Raw genomic sequence first — 25,592 nt, 5'->3', positions numbered from 1 at the left:
CGCCTGTCAACACCCACCCATGACGGGGCTGCCTTGGTCCTACCTTGGCCGTCGCCTCAGCCGACCAGGTCCAGGGTCGTCTGCTCGCTTGCACGACGTGCGGCCAGCAGTTCCGGCGCGGCGTTGCTGCACTGCACGAGTGACCCGCCGCCCGCGAGCACGGCGAGGAGGCCGTTCAGCAGCCCGTCCGGCAACGTCCACTCCACAGTGGACAGAACACGCGAAGTCGCGGTGATGCCCAACGTCGCCGCCCGCTGGTGCGCCTCCTCCACCACCTCGTCCACAGTGGACTTGAGGAGGGCGTGGGTGGTGCCGGGAACCGGTTCCCACGGCGTGAAGTCGTCACCGAACACGCGCACGTCGTCGTTGTAGTCCACCGCCGCGCCGCTGCCCAGTCCCATCGGGTGCAGCGACGCCACGGCCGTCACCAGGGCGCCGGGTGCCTCGCCGCCGGGCGCGACGACCGCCACCTTCGCGCCTGTCGGGTCGTCCGTCACCGCCGCGCCGCACCACCACGCACCCAGCAGCACGCCGGCCGTCTGCCAGTGCGCGGGCAGCAGCACGGCCACCGGGTCGCCCGGCTCCACGTCGTGCTCGTCGCGCAGCCAGTTCGCGGTCTTGGCCGCCCAGTTCCGGATCGTGGCCCGCGACAGCTCCACGCGCGTGCCGGCCGCGTCGTCGTAGTGCGTGATCAGGGGCCGGCCGGGATTCGCCGCGAACAGGGGTGCGAACAGGGCATCCGTGACGGTCATGCGCCAACCTTGCCACGCCCCGTCCCCGCCCCACCCACCCCTCCCGTGAGTCCTACGTTCGCGTCGCGTGAGTCCTACGTTCAGGACACCCGTGTCCTACGTTCGGGACCCCTGAATTCAACGCTCAGAACACCGGCGTGCAACGGCCAGTTCAAGATCGTTTGTTCTGAGCGTTGAACTCGGGGGTCCTGAACGTAGGACTCACGCGTTCTGAACGTAGGACTCACGCGTTCTGAACGTAGGACTCACGGGGCGGGAATGTAGGACTCTCGAGTGTGTGTGTGGGTTAGTCGATGCAGGGTGGGGACGACTGGAGGGTGGCGGGGCGGGGGTGGCCGTCGAAGGTCACCAGGCGGTCGCCGGCCAGCTTGCGGGTGGTGGGGGCACCGGCGGGGGACGACGGAAGCGGCGTGGCGGGGGACTTCTCGCCCAGCAGCTGGGCCACGAAGGCCTTCACCGCGGCCGGGTCCACCGTGACGATGCTCTGGCCGCGTTCGTTGCGCGCACCGACCCCGGTCACCGGGATGGTCGCGAACTCGACGTTCCCACCGGCCAACCCGCGCGCCTGCCCGGCGAACGTCGTCAGGTCCAGCTTCTCGTCCACCACCACCGACTTGCTCACCGCGTCCAGCAGCCCCGACAGCCGCGCCGGGTCGGTGAACGTCCCCGCGGACATCAGCTTCGCCGCCGCCGCCGACATGAACACCTGCTGCCGCGTGATCCGCCCCAGGTCCCCGTTCGGAATACCCTTCCGCTGCCGCACGAACGCCAGCGCGTCCGCCCCCGAGATCGACTGGACCCCCGCGCGGAAGTTCGCCCCCGAATCCGGGTCGGACGTCGCCTGCTTCAGGCACACCTCCACGCCCCCGATCACCTCGGTGAGCAGGTAGAACCCGTACAGGTTGATCTCCGCGTAGTGGTCGACCCGCACCCCGGTCAACTCCTGCACCACCTGCACCAACGCCCGCCGCCCGGCCTGGTCGCCCCGCTGCGAGCGCTCGGTCAGGTCGGACACGCCCTCCGCCTGGAGCCGCTGCATGGTGAAGAACTTGGTCAGCCCGTACGCCGAGTTGATCTTCTCCGAGCCGATGTCCGGCACCGGCACGTACGTGTCTCGCGGGATGGACACGGCCCGTGCCTTGCCACCGTCGTGCGGCAGCCGCATGACGATGATCGTGTCCGTGTTGAGCGTGTCCGTCGCCTCGGTGCGCAACTGCCGCAGCACGTGGTCCGGCAGCGGCCTCCCCTGCGCGTCGGTGCGGCTGTCGCTGCCCACCAGCAGGATGTCCGTCGCGCCGTCGGCCACGGGCGGCGCGTTCGGCACGTCCGACAGCGCGGTCAGCACGTCCGTCGTGTTCACGCTCTCCTGCACCCGCTTCAACGTCGACCAGCCGTAACCGGCGGCCACGAGAACGGTCGCGGACAGCAGCGCGAGGAACGTGCGTCCGGCAATCACCGCGGCCTTCACCGACGTTCCTCCAACGACTGGGACTGTCCGATCAGGCTAACCGGCTGCGGCCGGTCGGACGTGCGAATTCGACCAGGGGTTCAGTTGACGCAGACCACACCGTCGGCGGTGATCGGCGGGGTCGAGCCGGTGGTGGGCGCGACCGTCCCGGTGCCTTCGACCGACGCCGGGTCGGACTGGTCCGGCACCGCGTAGTCCGCGCCGAGGTGAACCTGAACCTGCCCCCTTGGCACGGAGTCGTCCGCGATGGCCTCGGCGTTACGGCCCAACGCGGAAATCACCTTCTCGGCGCTGGAGGCCTCGTCCGGCGAGTGCCGCACGGACGTCGTCTCCAGGTACTCGCCGCTGGCCGCGCGCCCGCGGACGAACCCGTTCTGCACCAACATGTCCAGCACGTTGGCCGCCAACCGGGCCACTCCGGCCGAGTTGTAGACGTGCACGGTGATCTCCGACGGCGGCGGCCCGGTCGGCGTCGTGGTGGTGGGCGACTTGGAGGACGACGAGCCGTCCGTCGCCAGGTTCTTGATGAACTGCCGCACCTTCGCCGGCTCGACCGGCAGCACGTTGCCGTCGCTCCACGTGTCCGTCGGGTCGCCGACGGGAATCGTGCGGAACTGGATGTTGCCCGACACCAACCCCTGCATCTGCTCGGCGAACTCGGTGAGGTTCCACCCCGCGTTGATCACCACGGACTTCTTCACCGCGGTCAGCAACTGGTCCAGCTTCCCGAAGTCGGTCAGCGTGCCCGTGGACAGCACCTTGCGGGCCAGCGCGCCGATGAACACCTGCTGCCGCACGATCCGGTCCAGGTCGCCGCCGGGCAGCCCACCGCGCTGCCGCACGAACGACAGCGCCTGCGCGCCCTCGATGGTCTGCCGACCCGCCCGGAAGTCCGCACCCGAGTCGCGGTCGCGGGTCTCCTCGTTCAGGCACACCTCGACGCCGCCGATGGCCTTGGTGACCTCGTAGAAGCTGGCCAGGTTGACCTCGGCGTACTGGTCGACGGTGACCGAACCGCCGGTGAGCTGCTCGATCGTCTTGATCAACGTCCGGCGCCCGGCCAGCGTCGACTCCAGTTCGACGCGGGCCTCGTCGGTCACGCCCTCGTTGCGCAACCGCTGCGCCGTGTCGTTCTTCTGCCGCGCCATCGCGGAGTTCAGCTTGTGCTTGCCGAACCCGTCCGCGATCTCCACGTACGCGTCGCGCGGGAACGAGATGGCCACCGCGCGGGTGCCGTCCTGGGGGATGTGCACCAGGATCATCGTGTCGGTGTTCAGCGTGCCGTCCGCCACACCGCCGTTGAGCAGCGCCAGCACTTCGTCCGACAGCGGGTTGCCCTGGGCGTCCGTGCGGCTGTCGACGCCGACCAGCAGCATGTCGATCGCGCCGTCGAGCGGCTTGCGGACCTTGCCCTCGTCCTGCTCGGCGACCGAGGACTGGAAGACGTCCGTCGTGGTGATGTCGTCGTCGATGTCGCTCAGGTAGTACCAGCCGTACCACGTGACGACGAGCACAGCCGCCGAGACCAGCGCCACGATCGAACGGGCGGTGACCGCGAGAACACGAAGAGCAGCCGATCTGCCGGCTGTTCCGGGCGGACTCCGGTCCACTTGCCTGCCTCCCCCGTGCGTACAAGCTTCCTGCCACTCCTCTTATACGGGAGACGCTGTAACAACCAGGTGGGTTGCACGGTTAAAGCCCGTGACAGACTTCGGTGGGTGGACCGCTCGTAGGAGGGCACTGAGCATGCGCGTACTGGTAACGGGTGGGGCCGGGTTCATCGGCTCGCACTACGTGCGGGAGTTGGTGGGCGGCTCGTACCCGGCCTACGCCGATGCCGAGGTGGTGGTGCTGGACAAGCTCACCTACGCGGGCAACGTGGCGAACCTGGCGCCGGTCGCGGACGACCCGCGGCTGACCTTCGTCCACGGCGACATCTGCGACCGCGAACTGGTCGCCGACCTGATGAGCCGGACGGACGTGGTGGTGCACTTCGCCGCCGAGTCGCATGTGGACCGTTCGATCTCCGGTTCGGCCGACTTCGTGCTGACCAACGTGCTGGGCACCCAGGTGCTGCTCCAGGGCGCGCTGGAGGCCGGGGTGGCCAAGTTCGTGCACGTGTCCACCGACGAGGTGTACGGCACGATCGACGAAGGGTCGTGGACCGAGGAGCACATCCTCGAGCCGAACTCGCCCTACTCGGCGTCCAAGGCTTCGTCGGACCTGTTGGCCCGGTCGTTCTTCCGCACCCACGGGCTCCAGGTGTGCGTCACGCGGTGCTCGAACAACTACGGTCCGTACCAGTTCCCCGAGAAGGTCATCCCCTTGTTCGTGACGAACCTGGTGGACGGCAAGAAGGTGCCGCTGTACGGCGACGGGCTGAACGTGCGCGACTGGCTGCACGTGGACGACCACTGCCGCGGCATCCAGCTCGTGCTGGAGGGCGGTCGCGGTGGCGAGATCTACAACATCGGCGGCGGCACCGAGTTGACCAACCGGGAGCTGACGGAGCGCCTGCTCGACGCGACCGGCCGTGACTGGGATTCGTCCGTCGAGCCGGTGGCCGACCGCAAGGGCCACGACCGGCGCTACTCGGTCGACATCACCAAGATCAGCACCGAACTCGGGTACGCGCCGCGGGTCGACTTCGCCGAGGGCCTGGCGGCGACCGTGCAGTGGTACCGGGACAACCGGTCGTGGTGGGAGCCGCTGAAGCAGCGCGCGGCCCTGGCCGGCTGATGGCGCTCGCACTGCTGGTGCCCGGTGGTCGGGGGCAGCTCGGGCAGGACGTCGTGGCCGCCGCGCCCGGTGACGGTCTGGTGCACGCGCCGTCGTCGGCCGAGCTGGACCTGACCGACCCGTCGGCCGTGGCGGACGCGGTGGGCGTGTTCGCCGCGACCGCCCGTGACGCCGGTTTCCGGCCGGTGGTGGTGAACGCGGCGGCCTACACGGCGGTGGACGCGGCGGAGACCGACTTCGACCGGGCGTTCGCGGTCAACGCGGTGGGGCCGGGTTACCTGGCGTCGAACTGCCGCGAGCACGACGTGCCGCTGCTGCACGTGTCGACGGACTACGTGTTCCCGGGTGACGGGACGCGGCCGTACGAGCCGTCTGACCCCACCGGGCCGCGGTCGGCGTACGGGCGCACCAAGCTCGCCGGCGAGGAACGCGTGCTGTCCACTTGGGACAGTGCGTGGGTCGTGCGCACGGCGTGGGTCTACGGCGAGCACGGCGCGAACTTCGTGAAGACCATGGCCCGCTTGGCTGCCACGAACGACACGCTGTCCGTTGTGGACGATCAACTGGGCTCGCCGACGTGGTCCCTGGACCTGGCTCACGGCCTGGTGTCACTGGCCGGTCTGGTGTCGTCGGGCGGCACGCCGTCACGGGTGCTGCACGCGACCGGCGCCGGCGAGACCACCTGGTGCGGCTTCGCCCGTGCGATCTTCGCCGAACTGGCCTTGGACCCGGACCGGGTGAAGCCCTGCACTACCGCCGACTTCCCCCGCCCCGCGCCGCGCCCGGCGTACTCGGTGCTGTCCGGCAAGTCGTGGGAGGACGCCGGCCTGCCGCCTCTGCGTCACTGGCGTGAGGCCTTGACGGCCGCGGTGGCGGCGCACGCCGTCCCCTAACCCCACTCCACCAGTGAGTCCTACGTTCAGGACCCGTGAGTCCTACGTTCGCGTACCCCGAGTTCAACGCTCAGTACAAGATCGTTTGTTCTGAGCGTTGAACTCACGCGTCCTGAACGTAGGACTCACGCGTTCTGTACGTAGGACTCACGCGTTCCGAACGTAGGACTCACGCGTTCCGAACGTAGGACTCACGGGTTAGGCGGGTTGCCAGGTGACGGTGGTGGGGCGCTGGGCGGTGGTCAGGAACTGCTTGAGCGCGGTCGCCAGGACGTCCACCGGGACGCCCGCGCCGGCCGGGTAGTCGACGTACTCGGAGCGGTACTCGGGGGAGGACGGATCGCCCTTAAGGGTCGAGTAGTCGTGGTCCGGGTCGGCGTAGGTGAGGTAGCCGTAGCCGCTGTGGATGGCCGCGGCGACGTCGTGGTCGGGGATGCGGGTCGTGCCGGGTGCGCCCAGCAGCCCTTCGGAGTCGATGATCAGCTCGCGGTCCTGGTGCTCGATCACGGCGGGGCCCGCGCCGGGTTCGGCCAAGCGGCTCAGGAGGGTGTCGACGTCCTCCGGCGCGCTGACGGTCAGCTCGTCGGCGGCGTCGGTGTCGCTCGCGTCGTTGATCGGCCACACAGCCGTGAAACTCATGGCGGGCATCATGGCAGTGGACGCGGTGAGTGACCACCCGAGGGGTGGGTGTTGGGCCGTTGGAGTGGAGTCGGATTGTCGCACTAGTTTTGCGCGCAAGCAGTACGGCACCCTTTCGCCCATGTCCGCGCTTGGGCGATCCACTGAAGCGACCGCGTCCCGCCATGACGGCGAGCGTCAGCGGTTCCTGCGTTGCGTCTGTGCCGTGACGGGGTCACGGCAGATCTCGTGGAACGTGCTCAAGAACCCGCAGGCAGATCAGCGGGCGGGCCGTTCATAGGACCTCACGCCACTCGACGCAGGTCGCCACTCGACGCGGGTCGGGACTCGACGCAGGTCGGGCGCTTCGACAGGGTGGTGTCCCGAGGACGAGCCCGGCCGGCCGGACAAGGCCGTCGTCAGGTTCGCACTGGCGATTACGGCAGGTCCGGGTCTCGCCCTACTTGCCGAGTTTCGCTTCGACCGCCTTGTGAACTGCGGCGATGTACTCGGTCGTCGTCCACTCGGCGATCTCCTCGTCCGTGAACGGCAGTACCCGCCGGCTCTCGATGCCCTCCTCGTTCAGCTCGGCGGGCGGCTTTTCCCCTCGCTTCTCGTAGAACTCGACGGCGGTCAGGGCCTGGCTCACCTCGGGGTCCATCGGGGTCTCGATCCTGATGAACAGCGCGTAGTCCTCGGTGCGCACGGCGGCCAACACGGACCCGCGGTAGACCCCGGAGGCCTTGATCGCGTACGCCTGGCCCTCTACCCACGGACCGTCCAGCTTCTTGTCGAGGAAGGGCTTCAGAGCGCCGTCCCTTTCGCGGACCTTGTGCTCGTTGCCGCCTACCTCGAGTTCTTCGTAGACCGCGAGCCAGTCCTTCAGGCGCTTCTGGTAGTACTCCTCGACGCTGCTCCACGCCTTTTCGTTGCGGTTGTAGATGGCGATCGCCACATCGGCGTTCTCCGGGTGCTTCCGCTTCGGGAGGTCGATCTCGAACGTGGCCAGGCAGTCGAAGGTGTTCGGGGTCATCGCGTCCCCCATCGCCAGGTACGACGGCCCGTTCACGTACTTGGAGTACGACAGGCGCTTGGCCGCCAGTTCCGGCTGCACGGTCGGGCAGAAGTCGTCCTGCCAACGCCCGATGGCCTGGGCGCGGTCGGCGCCGGCCGCGCCGGAGGCGTTCCCCGCGGAACCGCTCGATCCGCACGCCGCGACGGGCAGGAGCGCGACGGCAGCGACGGCGACGACGACCCAGCGCTTCGAACGGCCCAACCTGGCGACGACCATCTTCGGGAACGACCTTCCGCGATCACAGAATTGCCGTGGGCACGTGTGGCCCCGACTGTGATCACGACGCTAATAGCGGTCGGCCTGCTCGGATGTCAGGCGATCACCCGACATCCAGGCGGGCGAAGGTGACCGGTACGTCACCTCAGGGTCGCCAGGAAGGTTGCCCAGGTGGTGCGGGGGAGGGTGAGGGTGCCGGTGGACGGCGACTTGCTGTCCCTGATGCCGACGACGGCGGTGGAGTGCGCCACCTCGACGCAGCCGGAGTTGGCACCGCTGAACGACGACTTGCGCCACGCCACTTCGACGCAGTCCGAGTTGCCGCCGCTGAAGGTGGATTTACGCCAGGTTCCGAAGGTCAGCTCCGACGCTCCCATTCGCTGTGCTCCTCCTTGACGTACTTCCGCAGCAGGGCCAGCGAGTCCGGCGCGCTCAGCGCGGTGCCGCACAAGTGCTGGAACGCCAGCCTATACCGCTCGACTTCGGCCTCTTCCTCCAAAAAGAGGGTGCCGGTGAGGTGGTCGATCGCCACCGTGCCGTAGCCGTCGTCGAACCGGAAGCAGGAGAACGGCACCCCCATGGCGATGTGCTCGCCCGCGCGAGTGGGGATGATCTGGAACTGCACGTTCGGCAGGGAAGCCAAGTCCGTCAACCGGGAGAGCTGGGCGATGTGGACGTCCCTGCCACCCACTGCGCGGAGGAGGGCTTCCTCCGTGATCACCGCCCAGACATCGAGTCCGCCGTCGAGCACGCGGTCCTGGCGCTTGATCCGCAGCTCGACTCGCTGTTCCAGGATCGAATCGCCGATGCCGGGGTTGGCCGCGCGGATGACCGTGTGGGCGTAGTCGGGAGTCTGGAGCAAGCCCGGGACCAGGTCGATCTGGTAGTTCGACACGCTGACCGCGTCGGTCTCCAGTTCCACGAAGTCGATGTTCTCGGGGTTCGCCGACTCGTCGTACACCTGGTACCAGCCACGGGTCTTCGCGGTCCGGGCCAAGGTCACCATGCTCTCCACGGTGGCCCGGCCCGCCCCGTACAGCTCGCAGAGCAGCCGCACCTCGTCGGGCCGCGCGCCCAACTGGCAGATCTCGATCTTGGTGATCTTCGGCTGCTTGCAGCCCAGGTGGGTGGCGGCGGCCTCCAGGGACGTGCCCGAGTTGACCCGGAGCTGGCGCAGGCGGCGCGCCAGGCGGCGCTGTTGGGGAGTCATCGTGCGTTCCCTCGATCGGGTGAAAATTTGGAATGTGATTCCAGTGAAGCTTGCACTCGGGGGAGAGTGTGCGCAACCTAGCAGAACCGGATTCCGTCGATCGAGGAGGGTGTTGTGGAGGTTCGGGTGACGCACGTGCAAGGAAACACGCCGTTGAGGGTGTGGGCGGACGACGAGGCCGAGGTGGTCTGCCTCTCCGTCGGCCCACGGCCCGGCGAAGTCGTCCTCGGCCTCACCATCAGCGGCGCGTCACGCCTGCTGGAAGCCGTCCGGCGGGAGCTGAAAGTCCTCGACCCCGCCGGCTACGACTGCGACACCTGCCTGGACACCGGTCACTGCCCGGCGGCACGCCGATAGGCCGCCACCGTCTTCTCCGCCGTCTTCCGCCACGTGAACCCGGACGCGTGCGTCCGCCGCGCCATCTGGTCGGCGGGCGTGGGAGGGGCCTCCACGGCGTCGACCATCGCCGTCGCCAACGCCTCCACGTCACCGACCGGCACGTGCGTCGCGTACCCGCCGGCCACCTCGCGCAACGCCGCCACGTCCGTGCACACCACCGGCACGTTGCACGCCAACGCCTCCAGCACCGGCAGCCCGAACCCCTCGTCGCGCGACGGCAGCACCAGCGCCGCCGCCCCCGCCACCACGCTCCGCAGGTCGACGTCGTTCAGGTACCCGGTCCGCATCACCCGGCCGTCCGAACTCACCACGTGAGGCCCGGCCAGCACCAACGGCGGCAGAGAAGGGCGCACCTCGTGCGCGGCCAGCAACGTCCCCAAGCCCTTGCGCGGCCCACCGGCCCCGACGAACAGCAGGTACTCCGACGGCAACCCCAGCCGCGCGCGCAGAGCCGGTGACGGCGACCGCGCGGCGAACCAGGCCGGGTCGACCCCCAGCGGCGTTACGACGATCTTCGACTCCGGCACCGAAAGCCGTTCCACCACGACCTCGGCCACCGCGCGCGTCGGCGTGCACACCACATCCGCGCGGGTCGCCGACTGCTGCACCAGCTCGGGCAGCCGGCGGTCCGACGGCGGCAGGTCGCCGGGCGCGTCCAGGAACGCCAGGTCGTGGATGGTCGTCACGCCACCCGCCCGGATCGTGGGGGGCAGGATGAAGTTCGTCGCGTGCATGACGTCGGTCGGCCCGGCCAGCAGCTCCACCGGCGGGAACGGCATGCGCAGCCAGAACTGCCGCAGCAACCGCGCCGACACCGGCAACCCGCGCGCCACCACGTCGTGCGGCAGCACGGTCCGCAGCGCACGCCACCCCCGCAGCGTGAACGCGACCGCCCGCATGTCGACGTCGTCCCGCATCGACGCCAGCTCCTCGGCCAACGCCGCCGTGTACCGGCCGATCCCGGTCCGCTGCCCGAGCAACGGGGTGCCGTCGATCAGCACCCGCAACGGCCTAGCCACGGCCGCGCAACTTCTTGAGGACCCGGCCGGTCGCCCGCCGCGCCACCTCGCCCGCGCCACCGGCGGTCATGTACTCCTTGGCCAGCGACACGTCCCGCTGCACCTTCTCCAGCCGCCCGAGCTGCCGGTTCGGCACCATGAACGACGCCCCCGGCAGCCGGTCGGCGGCGGGACGAGGGTTGCGGCAGAACGCGGTCAGCGGCGCGAGCACGTTCTCCCAGGTGAACTGCTCCCGCACGTCGGCGATCCGCGCCACGCACCCGGCGGCGAACGCCTCGTCGTACATCACCTTCTCCAGCGCGTCGGCCAGCGCGGCCGGGTCCTCCGACGACACCACCACGCCCAACCGCTCACGCCGCACGAGGTCGGCGAACGAGTCGCCGTCCGTCGTCACGATCGGCAGCCCGGCCCACAGGTAGTCCAGCACCCGGGTCCGGAACGCGAACGTCGTCTCCACGTGCTCGTAGTGCGTGGTCACGCCCGCGTTCGCGTCGAGCAGCCAGTTCTGCCGCTCGTTGTACGGCACCCATGTCTCGTTGAAGAGCACGTGCGACCCGATGAGGTCCAGCCGCTTGGCCAGCGCGCGGGTCTGCCCGGCGATGTCCATGTCCGGCACCTCGGGGTTCGGGTGCTTCATCCCCAGGAACACCAGCCGCGCGTCCGACCGCCGCGACCGCAGCAGGTCCATCGCGTGCACCAGCGTCAGCGGGTCGAACCAGCTGTAGACGCCGCCGGCCCACAGCACGACCTTGTCCGACTCGGCGATGCCCAACGTCGACCGCAGGCCTGGCCCGGTGCGCTGCGGCGGCTTGGCCGGCAGCCCGAACGGCACCTCGGCGAGCAGCGACCGCACGGTCGGGTCGTTGTCGTACAGGGTGGGCGTGAGCCTGCCCAGCGCGGTCAGGTGGCCGAGCCAGAAGTGCCGCTGCCGCTCCGACGCGCACAGGAAGAAGTCACCGCGGGCCAGCTGGTCGTTGATCACCGTGGTGATCCCGCGCAGGTCCTTGTGGCGCTGCTCGTCGGTGGAGTCCTTGCTCTGCTCCAGCAGCTCCAGGTGCATCGGGTCGTAGATGTCGCAGACCACGACCTTCGTGTCGTCCTTCTCCTTCAACCAGGGCGCGAACTCCAGCACGTGGCCCTGCAGCACGATCACGTCGGCCCAGTCGACCTGCGGCTTGAGGTCCCGTCGCTGGACCCTCGACACCGGGAACGACGACTCGGGCGGCGAGCACAGCGGGTTGATCGTGACCAGCCGGACGTCGTGCTCGCCGGACAGCACGTCGGCCATGTTCCACGCCCGGATCGCGGGGCCGGCCATCTTCTCCGAGATGGCGTCACCGGTGATGATCAGCACCCGTCGCGGCCGGCCGAACACCTCTTCGAGCCCGAACACGTCGACCAGCACGTCGTGCGCGGCCAGGTAGCGGGGCAGCGGGTAGGCGGGCTCCATCGCCTTGCGCATCAACGGCACCAGGTCGGCGTCCGACACCCGGCGCGCGGCCTGCTCGGTCTTGCGCGACTCGGCCAGCGACGGCAGCAGCTCCACGAACTGGTCGATCGCCAGGAACCCGGCCAGCGCCTCCCGCGACACCGGCACCGGCGCGCGGTCGTTCGCCGGGTTCTCCGGCCGGCGGGTGATCTCCAGCTGGGTCGCGTCGATCTCGCCGCGCGCGGTGGCCCGGCGGACGACCAGGGCGAGCGCGGCGGGCAGCGCCTTGGCCAGCGTCTCGTCCGAGAAGTTCTTGTAGAGCGCGGCGAGCGCGTTGCGCTCCAACAGGTACAGCTCACGACTGCTGTCCACAGTGGACATCGAGGCGTGGTGCTTGTGGTAGGTCAGGGACGTCGGGACGTACCGGACGCGCCAGCCGCGCAGGTTCATCCGCCAGCCGAGGTCGACGTCCTCGTAGAACATGAAGAACCGCTCGTCGAACCCGCCGAGCTCGCGGAACACCGAGGTCCGCGCGACCAACGCCGAGCCGGTGCCGAACAGGACGTCGCGGGGGGTGTCGTGGGTGCCGTCGTCCGGCATGCCCGCGTGCCGCTTGTAGCCCATGCCGAACCACGTCAGGCCGGCGTCCACGAAGTCGATCGCCTCGCCGTCCCAGTCCAGGACCTTGCTCGCCACCGCGCCCACGGCGGGCTCGACGCGCAGCACCCGCACCGCTTCGCTCAGCCACTCCGGGTGCGGGCGGGCGTCGTTGTTCAGGAACGCGACGACCGAGCCGCGCGCACTCCGGACGCCGAGGTTGCAGCCTCCCGCGAAGCCCAGGTTGTCGGGCGACTCGATCACCTCGACGTTCGGCGCGGCGGCCCGGATGCGGTCCGCGCTGCCGTCACCCGAGGCGTTGTCGACCACGATGACCTGGAGTTTGTCCGTCGGGTAGCGCAGGTCGCCGTACAACGCCCGCAGGCACGTGATGGTGTCGTCGGCGCCGCGGTAGTTGACCACGACCACCGACACGACAGGCAGGCTTCCTTGCTCCACGGGCTAACTCTGCCTCATCACGCTCCGCAGTGTGCGGTCAAGGTGTCCTATGCCTCCGAGTCGCCCTCGGAATCCGGCTCTGACTCCTCGTCCTCGACCGGCGCCGGTGCGGGCAGGCTGTCCCGCAGCCACTCGACGGTGATCTTGACGTGGGCCTCGGCGGACGACTTGGCGATCGCCAGCGCGGCGCTGGAGCCGACCTTGAGGCCGATCTCCACGGCGACCCGGTCCGGTCGCGGAGACGGCATGTCGCCGATCTTCGCCGCCACCGACCGGGCCACCTTCCGCGCCCGCTCGATACCGCTCTCCAGCGTCTCGCCGGCCCGCTCGACGGCCGCGTCCCACCGGCGACCCGCGCGCACCGGCCCGTCGTACTCCTCGTCCAGCTCGAACGGCACCAGGTCGCCGTCCTCCGTGCGCACCTCTACGTACTCCGCCACTTCGCTCCTCGTGTTCAGCAGACAGCGTCCTTGAACGACCCGGACGGCCGGTCGATCTCCAGCGTCAACCCGCTGCGCCGCACGACGCCGCACACCTGGTCGAGCCACACCGCCGGGTCCGCGGACTCCAGGCCGCCGGCGTCGGCGAATCCGGGCGCGGCGGGTCCGGGCAGTCGTTCGGAACTCATGTCGGGGCGGTCGAGCAGGGCCGGCAGACCCCACATCAGGTTGCGGCTCCAGAGCACCACCTGGCCGCCGCTCGCCTGAGGGTCGCCGATGGTCACCTCGACGTCGTCCGGGTCCGGGCGGAACCGCAGCCGGCTCACCATCATCTCGTCCGGGATGTCCAGCCGGTCTTCCCGCTCACCGGTCTCCAGGTCGAAGACCTGCACCGCGTTGTCGGCGTAGAGGGCGACCAGTTCACCGTCCTCGTCCGTCACGATCCGGTTGGCGGTCGACGAGCTCGGGTCGCCGTAGGAGAACTCCGAGCCGGGCACCTCGAGGCCGTCGGCGAGCGAGTAGCGGCGCACGCGCAGGTCACCGGTGACGATGACCACCTCGTCGTCGCCGACGGGCGCGGTGACCGGGGCCATGCCCTCGGTCAGGGCGATCGGCTTGCCCACGGGCTTGCCGGTGCGCGCCTCCCAGACGCCGAGCCGGTCGACGCGGTGGGTGAGCAGGCGGCCCGCGTCCAGGAACTCGAGGGTGGTGTGGTCGTACTCACGGTCGGAGCCGGGCGCGGTGAGGTCGCCGAGCGGCGCGAGGTCGGGCAGGTTCCACAGCTTGACCACGGGTGAGTCGCCGTCGCGGGTGGCCAGCGTCTTCGAGTCGGGCGACAGGGCGTAGGAGTCGCGCACGGAGTCGTCCGGGTGCCACCTGCCGGCGCTGACCCCGGCCACGCGGGAGCGGTCGGCGGTGCGCCAGACCTCGACCCGGCCGGACTGCCGGAACAGCACGGCGTGCGCGCCGTCCGGGGTGATCGCGACCCGCTGGGCGCCCCGCAATGCCTGGTCCAAGCCGTCCGGGGGCGGCACGCGGAGCACCAGCGACTGTTCGGAGTACTTCAGCACGACCCGGTACGCGCCGGAGTCCTCGACCGCGACGCTGTGCACCCATCCGGACTTCGGCACGGTGATGCCCGTCCGGGACTCCGGCGAGCCGAGCCACAACTGGTCCCCGCTCGACGTTGGCCGCTTGATCACCGCGAACGCCTTGCCGTCCGGGCTGAACGTGCCGCTCACGCACTCGCCGGTGCCAGGGTTGACGCTCTCCAGCGCGGCCTTGTCGGGCAGCCGCTGCATGACCAGCTCCTCACCGACGCACTGGACCGTGACCGGTTCGGCACGGGTGAACGCCCTGGCCGGGTAGACGGCGGGCACCTCCCGCGACCCGACGGAGGAGAGGGCGAGCCGCTTGTCGTCGACGTCGACCACGGGTTCCCCGCCGGCGAGGACGTCACTGAGGGTCGCCGTGCCGGGCGGGCGCTGACGGTCGCCCTGCACCTCGGCGGGGGAACCGACCGTCCAGGTGGTGCCTTGGTCGAGGTCGACCACGTGCACCTCGGTCGTGCCGATAGTGGCGTGGGCGAGCCAGCGGCCGGTGGCGTCGGCCTCCATCACGTCGGCCCGCGCCTCGACCGTGCGCACCACCTGCCCGGTGCGGGCGTCGCGGATGTGGACGTCGCCGCTCGGGCCGTGGTCGGCGATCCGGTCCTCGGTCAGCCAGATCACGTCGGTGCCGCCGTCCGCCACGTCCACCCTCTTGGCGGGCGAGGTGGTGACGTCCCACAGGCCGACCAGCCCGCCGAGTTCGCCGTACTCGGCGATCCGCGTGCCGGTGAGGTTGGGCAGGGACGCGCCGGGCGTGACCACCTCGGCGTGCCGCAGGGAGCGGGCCAGACCGCGCAGGGCCTGCCTGGTGTTCACGTTGTCGACGGTGCGGAAGGCGAGGGCCGTGGTCGTGATCAGCTCCGGCACCGCGTACGCGGATCGGACGCGGTCGAGAAGCGTCTCGACGGCCCGGTCGGCGTCCACCTCGCCCTGCTGGCCGATGAACCGGCTCACCGCGTAGGTAGTGGACACGGTCAGGCTGAACACCAGGCTGACGGCCCCGGCGCGCACGGCGATCCGCCGGTGGTGCCCGTTGTTGCTCGCTTCCAGGAACCGGCGTTGCCGGTCGGTGAGGTCGTCCCGGCGCTCCTTGTAGACGGTCCTGGCGTGGCGCAGCGCCTTGCCCCGGATGAGGAGGGCGCGTTCCCCGGTGTCGTGCCAGCGGGTGGACTGGCGGTCCACCTCGTCCTGCCAGAGCCGGAACTCGCGGTCTTCCTCGACCCAGCCGCGCAACCGGTCCCAGTGCCGCACCAGCGACTCGTGCACCAGCTCCACAGTGGACGGTCCGAGGGTGACCAGGCGGGTGCGCGCGAGGTCGAGCGCGATTTCGCCCAGCTGGTCCGGCGGAACGGCCCGGCGCACGAAACCGCCGTCCTCCAGCGGGCTGACGAGCTGCGTCAGCACGCGGCGCACGGCGTCCGGGTCGAAGCGCTGCCACACCTGCTCGGCGTACGTGGACACCGCTCCCGCGACGCCGCCCAGCTCCCGGTACGCGTCGTGCGTCAGCACGCCCCGGTCCTGCCGTTCCCACAGGAGCGTGAGGGTGAACTCCAGCAGTGGCAACGGGTTGCGCTCGTTCTGGAGGTCTTCCAGGACCGCGTCGGCCAGGCCTTCCTGCAACACCGGCATGCCGGGCTCGGCCAGTGGGCCTTCGACGGCTTCGCGCAGTTCGGCAGCGCTCGGAGCGCCCAGCGTGGCGGTGTGGCCGGCCAGCCGTGAGCCGAATTTCGGGTCGGCCAGCAAGCGGTTGAGCGGTTCGGTCGTGGTCGTGACGACGACGTCCACGCGTGGCGTGCGGTGGTGGGACGCGGCCGTGTCCAGCAGCGCGTCGAGCAGGGCGGCCGACTCGTCCGGGAACCGCGTCACGGCCTCGTCGAACTGGTCGACCACGAGCGTCAGGCGGCGCAGGTCCTTGCGGATGATCAGCCGGTTGACGGTGTCCTCGACCTGGTCGGCGGCGATGTCCTCGACGCCGAGCGCGGTCGCCAGCGCCGCCCACGGCGAGCTGCCGGTGGCCGGGCGGACGATCACCGCTTCCGGCAGCGTCGGCACCAGGCCGGCCAGCACCAGGGACGACTTGCCGCAGCCGGACGGGCCGGTGACGACCAGGACGCCGTCGCGGTCCAGCCGCTCCTTCAGCTCGCGGGTGCGTTCCGCCCGGCCGAAGAAGAACTCGGCGTCACCCGGCTGGAACGGCTCCAGGCCGCGGAACGGGCTGGGCTGGTTCGTGATCGCGGCCAGTTCGGGCCACGCGTCGTGCAGGACCGCGCCGGACAGGGCGTAGCCGATGCGGTGCTCGCGGCGGGCCTCCACCTCGACGACCATGCCGACCACCGCGCCCAGGTCGTCGTCGATCACCGGGCCGCCGCTGAACCCCTGGAGCATCGGCAGGCCGTGCGCCCGGTCGTCCTCGATGTGGATGCGCCCGCCCGCGATCGAGCCGCGCACCACGCCCTGAGACCACACACCGTCCGGCCGGCGGTCCGGCACGCCGAACGTGCGCACCCGGTGGTCGCGGATGTCGTCCTCGGCGACCACCCGGACGGCACGCGCGCCGACCGGGGTGCGGTCGAGCCGGAGGCCGATGGCGTCGACGCCGTCCGCGCGGTGCACGACCCGGGCCCGCACCACCTCGCCGAGGACGGGGAAGTCGACCTCCACCTCGTCCTCGTCGCCGATGACGTGCGCGCAGGTCAGGATCGTGTCCTCGGACACGAGGAAGCCGACCCCGATCGGCTCGCGGTCGCGGAACACCCGCACCAGCGCTCGCTCGACCACCAGGTGTCCCCCCTAACGCCCCGCCCACTCACGCCACACCGCGCGCCTCGACACCTTCGCACGTCTGCCGATCTTCGCGCGGTGGATCAGCGTGGTCGGCAGCCGGACGAGCACTTCCAGCAGCACCTGAAGGCGGAGCGGGACGCGGAAGTTCTCGGCGTCGGGGGTGTTCCGCCGCAACGGCAGCAGCGCGGTGATCACCGCGAACCTGGCCAGTTGCCCCAGGGCGGTGCCGAGGGGAGCGCAGCGCAGGAGCATCAGCAGCCGGTTGCGCTCGTTCCAGCGGTGGAAGAGCCGGGAGCCGGGCTTGGTGCTCGCGCCGTGCCGGTGGTGGACGCGGGCCGGGCCGATCGACAGCACCCGGTGACCGGCCAGCCGCAGCCGCCAGGCCGTGTCGGTGTCCTCGTAGTAGCAGAAGAACCCGCCTGGGACACCGCCGACGTGGTCGAGCGCCGCACGCCGGATCAGGGCCGCGCCGCCGCAGAAGCCGAACACCTCGCGACCGGCAAGCACCAGGTCGGCGCCGTGGCCGTCGGCGGTGAGCCGGACGCCGACCGACTGGGTCGAGCCGTCGGCCAGCAGCATGGACGGGGTCGCGGCGGCGGCGTCGGGCGTGGCGGCCAAGGCGTCTTCGAGGGCGGCCAGCCAGCCGTCGTCGGGGGTCGCGTCGTCGTTGAGCCAGGCCACGTAGTCGGTGGTGATCCGCGGCAACGCCGCCGCGAGGCCACCCGCGTAACCCCGGTTCACGGGCAGGCGCAGGACGTCCGGGCGGCTCGGGTGGGCGGCGATCAGGTCGGCCGTGCCGTCGTCGGACGCGTTGTCCACCACGAGCGTCCGGTGTGGACGTTGGCGGGCAAGGGCGTCGAGGCACGCGGTGATGTGCTCACGGCCCCGCCACGTCACCACGACCACCGTCGTGCTGGGGATCGACACGGCGTGAGACGGTACGCGACGTGCCCGAACTGGTTGTGCTGACCGAGCAGTTGCTGGCGCCGGTGCCCGGTGGCACCGGCCGGTACACCCGCGAGCTGGCCGCCGCGCTCGCCGCCGCCGCGCCCGCCGGGTGGACCGTGACCGGGGTGGTGAGCAGGCACGCCGACGTGTCGGCGGCCGTGGTGCCCGGTGTGCAGGGGCCGCGCGTGCTGCCGCTGCCCCGGCGTGCGCTGATCGCGGCGTGGGAGCGGGGGGTGCCGTACTGGCCCGGTGGCGACTCGGTGCACGCGTTCACGCCGTTCGCGCCGCCGCGCGGTCGGGTCGTGGTGACCGTGCACGACACCGTGCCGTGGACCCACCCGTCGACCCTGACACCGCGCGGGGTGGCGTGGCACCAGCGCGTGATCAGCCGCGCCGTGTCGCGGGCGGGCGCGATCGTGGTGCCGACGTCGGTGGTGGCGGACGAGTTGCGGCGGTACGCGCCCGGTCCCGTCCCCGTCCACGTGGTGGGAAACGGGGTCACGGCGTTCCCGGCGGAGGAGGCGGTGGACGTTCCGCCGCGGTACGTCCTGGCGATCGGCACGATCGAGCCGCGCAAGGGCTTCGACCTCTTGGCGTCCGCGACCGGCGAGCTCGGCGTGCCGCTCGTCGTGGTCGGGCCGCAGGGCTGGGGCGGGGTGGACCTGCGCGCGCCGCACGTCCACCTGCTGGGACGGTTGAGCGACGCCCAGCTGGCCTTCGTCCTGCGGCGGGCAGCGGTGCTGGCCGCGCCGAGCCTGGCCGAGGGGTTCGGGCTGCCGGTGGTGGAGGCGATGGCGGCCGGTGTGCCGGTGGTCCACTCCGACGCTCCGGCGCTGGTGGAGGTGGCCGGCGGTGCGGGGATCACCTTCGCCCGGGGCGACCGCGCGGCGCTGGTGTCCGCGCTGCGCACGGTGCTGTCCGATACCGCGCTCTTTGGGCGATTGGTCACATCGGGTTTGGCCCGAGCCAAGGCGTTCACCTGGGAGAACGCCGCCCGCTCGGTGTGGGACGTCCATCTCGGCCTGGTCCGCTGAGGAACCGTTTACCCCATTTCCCGGCAACCTGCCGGCCGGCCGCCGTACCCTTCTCCGCGTGCCATCCGTCGAGCCCAGCGTGCTCATCGACGCCACCGCCGTCCCGACCGACCGCGGTGGCGTCGGCCGCTACGTGGATTCCCTCGTGGCCGCGCTCGACGCGGACGGCGCGCGGCTCAGCGTCGTGTGCCAACGCCGTGACGCTGCGTTGTACGCGTCCCTGGCGCCGGGCTCGCGGATCGTCCCGGCGACGGACGCGGTGGCGACCCGGACGGCCCGGCTGACGTGGGAGCAGATGACGCTGCCGAGGCTCGCGGCCAGGCTCGGCGCCGACGTCGTGCACTCGCCGCACTACACGGTGCCCTTGGCGAACCGCGCGGCGTCGGTCGTGACACTGCACGACGCCACGTTCTTCACCGACGCGGTGCTGCACTCGTCGGTCAAGGCCCGGTTCTTCCGCGGGTGGACCAGGGCTTCGCTGCGACGTGCGGCGCTGTGCATCGTGCCGTCGCGGGCGACCGCGGACGAGCTGGCCCGGGTCGCCGGCGCCGACCGGCGGTTGCTGCACATCGCGCAGCACGGCGTGGAGACCGAGCGGTTCCACCCGCCGACGCCCGAGGAAGTGGCCGAGGTCCGGCGGATGCTGTCGCTGGGTGACGCGCCTTACGTGGCGTTCCTGGGCGCTCTGGAGCCGCGGAAGAACGTTCCGGCGCTCATCCGCGGGTTCGCGCAGGCGTGCCGGGACAGACCGAATCCGCCCGCGCTGGTGTTGGCCGGTCAGCCCGGGTGGGACAGCCAGGTGGAACGCGCGCTGGACGCCGTGCCGCACCGGCTTCGCGTGATCCGGGCCGGTTACCTGCCGTTCCCGTCGTTGGCGGGGTTCCTGGGCGGTGCCGAGGTGGTGGCGTACCCGTCGCTCGGTGAGGGGTTCGGGCTGCCGGTGCTGGAGGCGATGGCCTGCGGTGCGGCCGTGCTGACCACCCGGCGGTTGAGCCTGCCCGAGGTGGGTGGCGACGCGGTGGCGTACTGCGGGGTCGGCGCCGGTGACATCGCCGCCGCGCTGGGCGAGCTGCTGGACGACCCGGCCCGCCGTGACGCCCTGGCGGCGGCGGCGGTGGTGCGGGCCAAGGACTTCTCCTGGTCCACGTCAGCCGCCCTGCACCGCCTGGCGTACGAACGCGCCGCCCACACGCACCGCCGCTGACGTCACGCCAGGATCGCTTCGACCAGCTGACGCGCCGACTCCACCGGGATCGCGGGATTGGTCGCTGCCGCGGTGACCAGGGCGAACTCGTTGCCGGACAACAGGCGGCGCAGCTCGGGCTCGGGCAGCGCGGGGTTGGCCGCGGCGGTGACGCGGGTGTTGTGGTGGGTGTGGCCGAGCAAGCGCACGATCACCGACGGCGGTAGGCGAGGGCTGGTCGCGGCGGGCACCCTCGCGTACTCGTCGTCGCCTTCCGCGAACGCGGTCAGCGCCTCGACGGTCAGGCTCGGGTGCTTGATCAGCTCCCACGTCGCGTGGCCGCAGGGGATCAACCCGGCCACCACGTCGCCGGGCGTGTCCGGGTGGTTCTCCGCGAGCAGCAGCCGCACGCTGTGGTCCGCGTCCGCGGCCAGCCGGTGCACCGCGTCGACCGGCAGGTCCGAAGACAGCGCCACCGCCCGGCGGAAGAAGACGAACGGCGAGTCCACGTGTTCGAGGCGCAGGGCGAGCGGCGCTTCGTCGGGCGTCAGCCAACGGGTGAGGTGGCTGTGGTGCGGTTCCACCGACGCCTCGACCCGCTCCTGCACGTCGGTGGGCAGGTCCCGGTGGAGCATCACGGCGGCCCGGACGTCCTCGTCCGGATCGTCGGCTAGGCGCAGCAACAACGGCAGCGGCAGGTCGGGGTTCGCCACGAGGTTCTCACGGACCCACGGGTCCGGGTCCGCCGCCAGGTCCGCGGCCAGGTCCGCCGTGAGCGGCAGCGTCTCCGCCGCGTTCGCGCGCGTGTGCCCGTCCGGGTCGGTCGCCAGGGTCCGGACCAGGTCGGGTGGCACCGTCTCGCGGTGCAGCGCGCCCCGGCGGATCGCCGGGTCGGCATCGGTGAGCAGGGCACGGGTGGCGGGTTCGGGCAGTCGACGCCGGGCGAGCGTGGAACGGATCTTGGAGGACGGGTCGGCGACCAGGTGGAGCACGGCCTCGACCGGCGCCCACAGGGCTGCTTGACGCCGCACCTCGTCGTCAGGGTCGTCCGCGAGCTTCCACGCGGCCGGCTCCGGCAGGGAGGGGTCGCCACGCCTCCGATACCGGTCGCCGTTCGACGCCAGTCTCCTGCGGACCCCGACGTCCTGGTCCTCGGCCAAGCGCGCCCACGCGTGCCGGGCGGCGATCGTGCCCGCGAGTTCGGCCCTCACCGTGACGTCCGGGTGGGCGGCCAGCGTCTCCGCCGCGTCGGGAGGCAGGTCCCGGCGGACTGCCAGCGTCATCAGCGTCTCGCGGTCCGCACTGGCCAGGAGAGGTCGGACGACGTCGAACCCCAGGCCGGTGTTCTTCGCGAGTCCCCGTGCGAGGAACGGGTGGTTGGTCTCGGCCGGCGGCCACGCCGCTTCGTCGCGCATGCTGCCGGAGGCTACGGGGACTCCGGCGCGCCGTCGCTTGGCTTTCGATACCCCCTAGGGGTATAGTCGCCGGCATGAAGGCAACCTGGACGATGGCGATCTCGGCGACGCTGCACTGCCTCACCGGCTGTGCCATCGGTGAAGTGCTCGGCATGGTCATCGGCACCGCGATCGGGCTCCCGAACTGGGGCACCGTGGTGCTGGCCGTGGCGTTGGCGTTCTTCTTCGGCTACGCGCTGACCCTGCGCGGCGTGCTGCGGACCGGCGTCTCGTTCGGCGCGGCGGTGAAGGTGGCGCTGGCCGCCGACACGGTGTCCATCGCGGTGATGGAGATCGTCGACAACGCCATCATGGTGGCGGTGCCGGGCGCGATGGACGCGGGCGTGTCCAGCCTGCTGTTCTGGGGTGCCCTGGCGTTCTCACTGGCGGTCGCGTTCGTGCTGACCGTGCCGGTGAACAGGTGGCTCATCTCGCGCGGCAAGGGGCACGCCGTCGTGCACCACGCGCACCACCACTAGGGTGACCGCCGTGACGCGTTACGGAGACGAGGTGGCGGTGGTGACCGTCACCTACTCGCCCGGTGAAACCCTGGACGGCTTCCTGTCCACGTTGTCCGCGGCGACCACACGACCGGTGTCGGTGGTGCTGGCGGACAACGGATCCACCGACGGCGTGCCGGAACGGGCCGCGGCCGAGCACCCGCACGTCACCTTCGTGCCGACCGGCGGGAACCTCGGGTACGGCGCGGGGGCGAACTTCGGTGTCGCCACTCTGCCGGAGTCGGTCGGGTGGGTCGTGGTGGCCAACCCGGACCTGTCCTGGGGCGTCGGGAGCCTGGACGCGCTGCTGGAGGCCGCCAAGCGGTGGCCGCGCGGCGGCGCGTTCGGGCCGTTGATCCGCGAGCCGTCCGGTGCGGTGTACCCGTCGGCCCGACTGCTGCCGTCGTTGGGGCGAGGGCTGGGGCACGCGCTGTTCGCGCACGTCTGGCCGTCGAACCCGTGGTCCGCGGCCTACCGGCAGGCGGCGGCGTCACCGGAGGAGCGCACCGCCGGGTGGCTGTCCGGGTCGTGCCTGCTGATGCGGCGGGAGGCGTTCGACTCGGTCGACGGCTTCGACCCCCGGTACTTCATGTACTTCGAGGACGTCGACCTGGGCGACCGGCTGGCCCGTGCGGGCTGGCTGAACGTGTACGTGCCGGAGGCCGAGGTCGTGCACATCGGCGGCCACTCCACCCAGCGCACGTCCGACCGCATGCTCGCGGCCCACCACTCCAGCGCCTACCGCTACCTGGCAGACCGCCACCGCGGCCCCGTCTGGGCGCCGTTGATGCTCGCGGTCCGTGCCGGCCTGGCCCTGCGCCTTCGCCTGATGACCCGCTGACCGCGGGCCGCCCCGCGTCCGCTGGAGGGCCGATCACATGGCGCGGTAGTCGCGGGGTGAGAAGCGGGGGCCGAAGCGGGGTTTCCTGGCACCCGAAGCCAGGACGTAGACGACCGCGCGGTGGCGTTGGGGTGCGTACGGTGCCAGCACTTCGGCCATGCCGTCGTCGTCCAGCGGCCCGCCGAGCAGCGCCCACCCCACGATCCCGGCCAGGTGGAAGTCGCCGAAGCTCACCGCGTCCGGATCACCCCACGCGCGCTGCGCCACCTCGGCCGCCGTCCACACCCCGATGCCCGGCACCTTCCGCAGCAGGTTCCGGCCGTCCTCCCCGCCGAGGTCGAACGCGCCCTCCAACCGGTGCGCCACCTGCGCCGCCGCGATCAACGCCCGCCGACGACCGCCGTCCACGCCCGCCCGGTGCCACTCCCAGTCCGTGATGCCCAGGATCGCGCGCGGCGTCGGCGGCACGTACAAGTCGGCGACGCCGGGCGCGGGCGTGCCGAACCGGCGGGCCAGTTCCCGGTACGAGCGGAACGCCTCGGTCCCCGTGACCTTCTGCTCCAGGATCGCGGGCAGCAGCGCGTCCCACACCCGGCCCGTCGAGCCCAACCTGATCCCCGGACGTCGCCGCCGCGTCTCCGCGATCAGCGGGTGGTGGCACTCGAACGCGGAATCGTCGTCCGCCGCGCCCAGCAACGCCGGCAGCCCGTCGAGCAGCCACTCCGCGCCGTCACCCCACGCGTCCGCCTCCACCACGTCGGAGGCGCGGCGGACGTGCAGGGTGCCCGGACCGGTCGGGGTGTTGGCGGCCAGCCACACCCCGTCCCCGGACCGGAACGTCGGATCGCCCGGCCCGCGACGCAAGCGCCCCAGCACGGCGCCGACGTCCAGCGGGAACGGCGGCGCCCACGTCCTAGGCATCGGACATCAGGACCTCACACATCGGCGGAGAAGCGCACCCCGCCCTCGGGCAGCACGACCCCCGGCCACACCCGCGCACCGTTGATCAACTCACACCGGGCGCCGACCACCGCGCCGTCACCGATCACCGCGTCCGACACCACCGCACCGGCCTGGACCAGCGAGTTCGCGCCCAGCACGCTGCGCTCGACCCGGGCGCCCTCGCCGACCACCGCGCCGTCGAACAGCACCGCGCCGTCGACCACGGCACCGGCCGCGACCGTGCAGCCCGCGCCGATCGTCGCGCCGCCCAGGACCACCGCGTCCTCGTCCACGACCGCGCCGTCGAGCACCAGCGCGTCACCCTTCGACGTGAGCGCGGCCGTCGGCGCGATACCGCGCACCAGGTCCGCCGAACCCTGCACGAACGCGGCAGGCGTGCCGAGGTCCAGCCAGTACGAGGCGTCCACGTGACCCTGCACCCGCGAACCCGCCGCCAACAGCCCCGGGAACGTCTCGCGCTCCACCGACACCGGCCGACCAGCGGGAATGCCCTCGATCACCTCGCGCCGGAACACGTAGCAGCCCGCGTTGATCTGGTCCGTCGGCGGGTTGTCCGTCTTCTCCAGGAACGCCGTGACCCGACCGTCCTCGTCCGTCGGCACGCAGCCGAACGGGCGCGGGTCCTCGACCCGGACCAGGTGCAGCGTCACGTCCGCCTCGGCCTTGCGGTGCGTCTCGACGATGGCACGCAGGTCGACACCCGACAGGATGTCCCCGTTGAACACCATCACGTCGCGTTCGCGCAGCTTGTGGGCGACGTTGCGGATCGCGCCCGCCGTGTCCAGGGGCACCTCCTCCACCACGTACTCGAGCTCGAGGCCGAGCGCCGCGCCGTCGCCGAAGTGCTCCTGGAAGACCTCCGCCTTGTACGACGTGCCGAGCACCACGTGCTTGATGCCGGTTTCCCGGATCCGCGACAGCAAGTGGGTGAGGAACGGCACCCCGGCGGTCGGCAGCATGGGCTTGGGCGCGGACAGGGTCAGTGGTCGAAGCCGGGTTCCCTTGCCCCCGACCAGAACCACAGCCTCCGCACCTTGCAGCACCGACATGCCGTTTTTCCTCCTCCGCTTACTTCCACCTGTAGTTTGCGAATACTCTGGCATGAGCACTCAGCGACACGGGCGGTGGTCCCGTGTCGGCGAGCGCCACCGATCGGCAACGCCGGCGTTCACCAGCCGGCCCAAGGCACACGCAGGAGAGATCCGGATGGACCCCCGCGCTCGGGCCGACGCGGCGCTGGCCCGTGCTCGTGCACGTGGCATCCACGTCGTGACGCCGGACAACATGACGTCGCCGATGGACTCGTCGGCGACCCAGCAGATCCCGCGCGCCATGGTCAACGCGGTCGACCCGCACGGCGCCGACCCGGACTCGACCATGGTCCTGTCCGCCCACGTCGCCGCAGGTCACGCGCCGCCACCCCCAGCCCACCCCGCCCCGCCTTCCCCACCGAACCAGCCCT

22 protein-coding genes and 1 pseudogene are annotated in these 25,592 nt (G+C 71.3%); 8 read left to right on the top strand and 15 right to left on the bottom strand.

The genetic code is table 11. The annotated features are described in order from the left end of the window. Window positions 1-56 precede the first annotated feature (56 nt). The 3 genes from OQ02_RS24940 to OQ02_RS24930 form a co-directional block, all read right to left on the bottom strand. The gene (locus tag OQ02_RS24940) at window positions 57-752 is read right to left on the bottom strand and encodes a TIGR03089 family protein (protein WP_033441003.1); all 696 of its coding nucleotides are present in this window, start codon (window positions 750-752) and stop codon (window positions 57-59) included. 286 nt (window positions 753-1,038) lie between these two features. Continuing rightward, window positions 1,039-2,220 carry an LCP family protein gene (locus OQ02_RS24935; protein WP_033441002.1) on the bottom strand — a complete coding sequence of 394 codons (1,182 nt, stop codon included), beginning with the start codon at window positions 2,218-2,220 and terminating at the stop codon, window positions 1,039-1,041. 80 nt (window positions 2,221-2,300) lie between these two features. Continuing rightward, window positions 2,301-3,755, bottom strand: coding sequence for an LCP family protein (locus OQ02_RS24930; RefSeq protein WP_231500219.1), 1,455 nt, complete (start codon window positions 3,753-3,755; stop codon window positions 2,301-2,303). Between the two features lie 211 nt (window positions 3,756-3,966). Here OQ02_RS24930 and rfbB point away from each other — a divergent pair, with 211 nt between their 5' ends. Together rfbB and rfbD are read left to right on the top strand one after the other, a co-directional pair. Next, window positions 3,967-4,959, top strand: a complete 993-nt coding sequence (rfbB, locus tag OQ02_RS24925) for a dTDP-glucose 4,6-dehydratase (RefSeq protein ID WP_033441001.1) — start codon at window positions 3,967-3,969, stop codon at window positions 4,957-4,959. After that, entirely contained in the window at window positions 4,959-5,852 is an 894-nt protein-coding gene (gene rfbD, locus OQ02_RS24920) for a dTDP-4-dehydrorhamnose reductase (RefSeq protein ID WP_033441000.1), read from the top strand. The genes rfbB and rfbD overlap by 1 nt, the downstream gene beginning before the upstream one ends. Window positions 5,853-6,050: 198 nt before the next feature. Here rfbD and OQ02_RS24915 read toward each other — a convergent pair whose 3' ends face one another. The 4 genes from OQ02_RS24915 to OQ02_RS24900 form a co-directional block, all read right to left on the bottom strand. Beyond that, window positions 6,051-6,491: an Imm1 family immunity protein gene (locus tag OQ02_RS24915; protein WP_033441086.1), complete on the bottom strand. Its 441-nt coding sequence runs from the start codon at window positions 6,489-6,491 to the stop codon at window positions 6,051-6,053. Between the two features lie 439 nt (window positions 6,492-6,930). Next, window positions 6,931-7,761, bottom strand: a complete 831-nt coding sequence (locus tag OQ02_RS24910; protein WP_033440999.1) for a hypothetical protein — start codon at window positions 7,759-7,761, stop codon at window positions 6,931-6,933. Window positions 7,762-7,901: 140 nt separating this feature from the next. Then, window positions 7,902-8,138, bottom strand: a complete 237-nt coding sequence (locus OQ02_RS24905; protein ID WP_033440998.1) for a DUF397 domain-containing protein — start codon at window positions 8,136-8,138, stop codon at window positions 7,902-7,904. Then, window positions 8,120-8,971 carry a DUF5753 domain-containing protein gene (locus OQ02_RS24900; RefSeq protein ID WP_051772777.1) on the bottom strand — a complete coding sequence of 284 codons (852 nt, stop codon included), beginning with the start codon at window positions 8,969-8,971 and terminating at the stop codon, window positions 8,120-8,122. The genes OQ02_RS24905 and OQ02_RS24900 overlap by 19 nt, the downstream gene beginning before the upstream one ends. A 126-nt stretch (window positions 8,972-9,097) precedes the next feature. On the opposite strand from OQ02_RS24900, the gene OQ02_RS24895 reads away from it, so the two are divergent. Then, on the top strand, window positions 9,098-9,328 hold the full coding sequence (locus tag OQ02_RS24895) for a hypothetical protein (protein ID WP_156077302.1): 231 nt from the start codon (window positions 9,098-9,100) through the stop codon (window positions 9,326-9,328). Here OQ02_RS24895 and OQ02_RS24890 read toward each other — a convergent pair. The 5 genes from OQ02_RS24890 to OQ02_RS24870 are packed head-to-tail and all read right to left on the bottom strand — an operon-like array spanning window position 9,304 to window position 18,128. Next, on the bottom strand, window positions 9,304-10,389 hold the full coding sequence (locus tag OQ02_RS24890; RefSeq protein ID WP_231500218.1) for a glycosyltransferase family 4 protein: 1,086 nt from the start codon (window positions 10,387-10,389) through the stop codon (window positions 9,304-9,306). The genes OQ02_RS24895 and OQ02_RS24890 overlap by 25 nt on opposite strands. After that, window positions 10,382-12,874 carry a glycosyltransferase gene (locus tag OQ02_RS24885; protein WP_033440995.1) on the bottom strand — a complete coding sequence of 831 codons (2,493 nt, stop codon included), beginning with the start codon at window positions 12,872-12,874 and terminating at the stop codon, window positions 10,382-10,384. Before OQ02_RS24885 ends, OQ02_RS24890 begins: the two co-directional genes overlap by 8 nt. A 47-nt stretch (window positions 12,875-12,921) precedes the next feature. Then, entirely contained in the window at window positions 12,922-13,314 is a 393-nt protein-coding gene (locus OQ02_RS24880; protein ID WP_051772776.1) for a CU044_2847 family protein, read from the bottom strand. A 14-nt stretch (window positions 13,315-13,328) separates the two neighbouring features. Further along, window positions 13,329-17,201 carry an nSTAND1 domain-containing NTPase gene (locus OQ02_RS24875; protein ID WP_033440994.1) on the bottom strand — a complete coding sequence of 1,291 codons (3,873 nt, stop codon included), beginning with the start codon at window positions 17,199-17,201 and terminating at the stop codon, window positions 13,329-13,331. A 12-nt stretch (window positions 17,202-17,213) separates the two neighbouring features. Beyond that, window positions 17,214-18,128, bottom strand: a complete 915-nt coding sequence (locus tag OQ02_RS24870; RefSeq protein ID WP_231500222.1) for a glycosyltransferase family 2 protein — start codon at window positions 18,126-18,128, stop codon at window positions 17,214-17,216. A gap of 26 nt (window positions 18,129-18,154) precedes the next feature. On the opposite strand from OQ02_RS24870, the gene OQ02_RS24865 reads away from it, so the two are divergent. Together OQ02_RS24865 and OQ02_RS24860 are read left to right on the top strand one after the other, a co-directional pair. Further along, the gene (locus OQ02_RS24865) at window positions 18,155-19,189 is read left to right on the top strand and encodes a glycosyltransferase family 4 protein (protein WP_033440993.1); all 1,035 of its coding nucleotides are present in this window, start codon (window positions 18,155-18,157) and stop codon (window positions 19,187-19,189) included. A gap of 79 nt (window positions 19,190-19,268) precedes the next feature. Continuing rightward, the gene (locus tag OQ02_RS24860; protein ID WP_033440992.1) at window positions 19,269-20,393 is read left to right on the top strand and encodes a glycosyltransferase family 4 protein; all 1,125 of its coding nucleotides are present in this window, start codon (window positions 19,269-19,271) and stop codon (window positions 20,391-20,393) included. A 2-nt stretch (window positions 20,394-20,395) separates the two neighbouring features. Here OQ02_RS24860 and OQ02_RS24855 read toward each other — a convergent pair whose 3' ends face one another. Then, a complete protein-coding gene (locus OQ02_RS24855; protein WP_033440991.1) occupies window positions 20,396-21,787 on the bottom strand; it encodes a hypothetical protein in 1,392 nt (463 codons plus the stop codon). 92 nt (window positions 21,788-21,879) lie between these two features. Between OQ02_RS24855 and OQ02_RS24850 the strand changes: the two genes are divergently transcribed. Both OQ02_RS24850 and OQ02_RS24845 read left to right on the top strand, forming a co-directional pair. Continuing rightward, on the top strand, window positions 21,880-22,305 hold the full coding sequence (locus tag OQ02_RS24850; RefSeq protein ID WP_033440990.1) for a DUF4396 domain-containing protein: 426 nt from the start codon (window positions 21,880-21,882) through the stop codon (window positions 22,303-22,305). Between the two features lie 10 nt (window positions 22,306-22,315). Next, entirely contained in the window at window positions 22,316-23,167 is an 852-nt protein-coding gene (locus tag OQ02_RS24845) for a glycosyltransferase family 2 protein (RefSeq protein ID WP_081915941.1), read from the top strand. A gap of 33 nt (window positions 23,168-23,200) precedes the next feature. Here the strand turns inward: OQ02_RS24845 and OQ02_RS24840 are convergent, their stop codons facing one another. Next, window positions 23,201-24,088 carry a DNA-3-methyladenine glycosylase family protein gene (locus OQ02_RS24840; protein WP_033440988.1) on the bottom strand — a complete coding sequence of 296 codons (888 nt, stop codon included), beginning with the start codon at window positions 24,086-24,088 and terminating at the stop codon, window positions 23,201-23,203. Window positions 24,089-24,102: 14 nt separating this feature from the next. Then, window positions 24,103-25,179, bottom strand: coding sequence for a sugar phosphate nucleotidyltransferase (locus OQ02_RS24835; protein WP_033440987.1), 1,077 nt, complete (start codon window positions 25,177-25,179; stop codon window positions 24,103-24,105). A 157-nt stretch (window positions 25,180-25,336) separates the two neighbouring features. Here OQ02_RS24835 and OQ02_RS24830 point away from each other — a divergent pair. Further along, window positions 25,337-25,592, top strand: a pseudogene (locus OQ02_RS24830) (hypothetical protein); the annotation flags it as partial.

The sequence above is a fragment of the Saccharothrix sp. NRRL B-16314 genome (assembly GCF_000716595.1).
In the GTDB taxonomy this organism is placed as follows: domain Bacteria; phylum Actinomycetota; class Actinomycetes; order Mycobacteriales; family Pseudonocardiaceae; genus Actinosynnema.
This window is presented reverse-complemented; position numbering and strand designations above follow the sequence as displayed.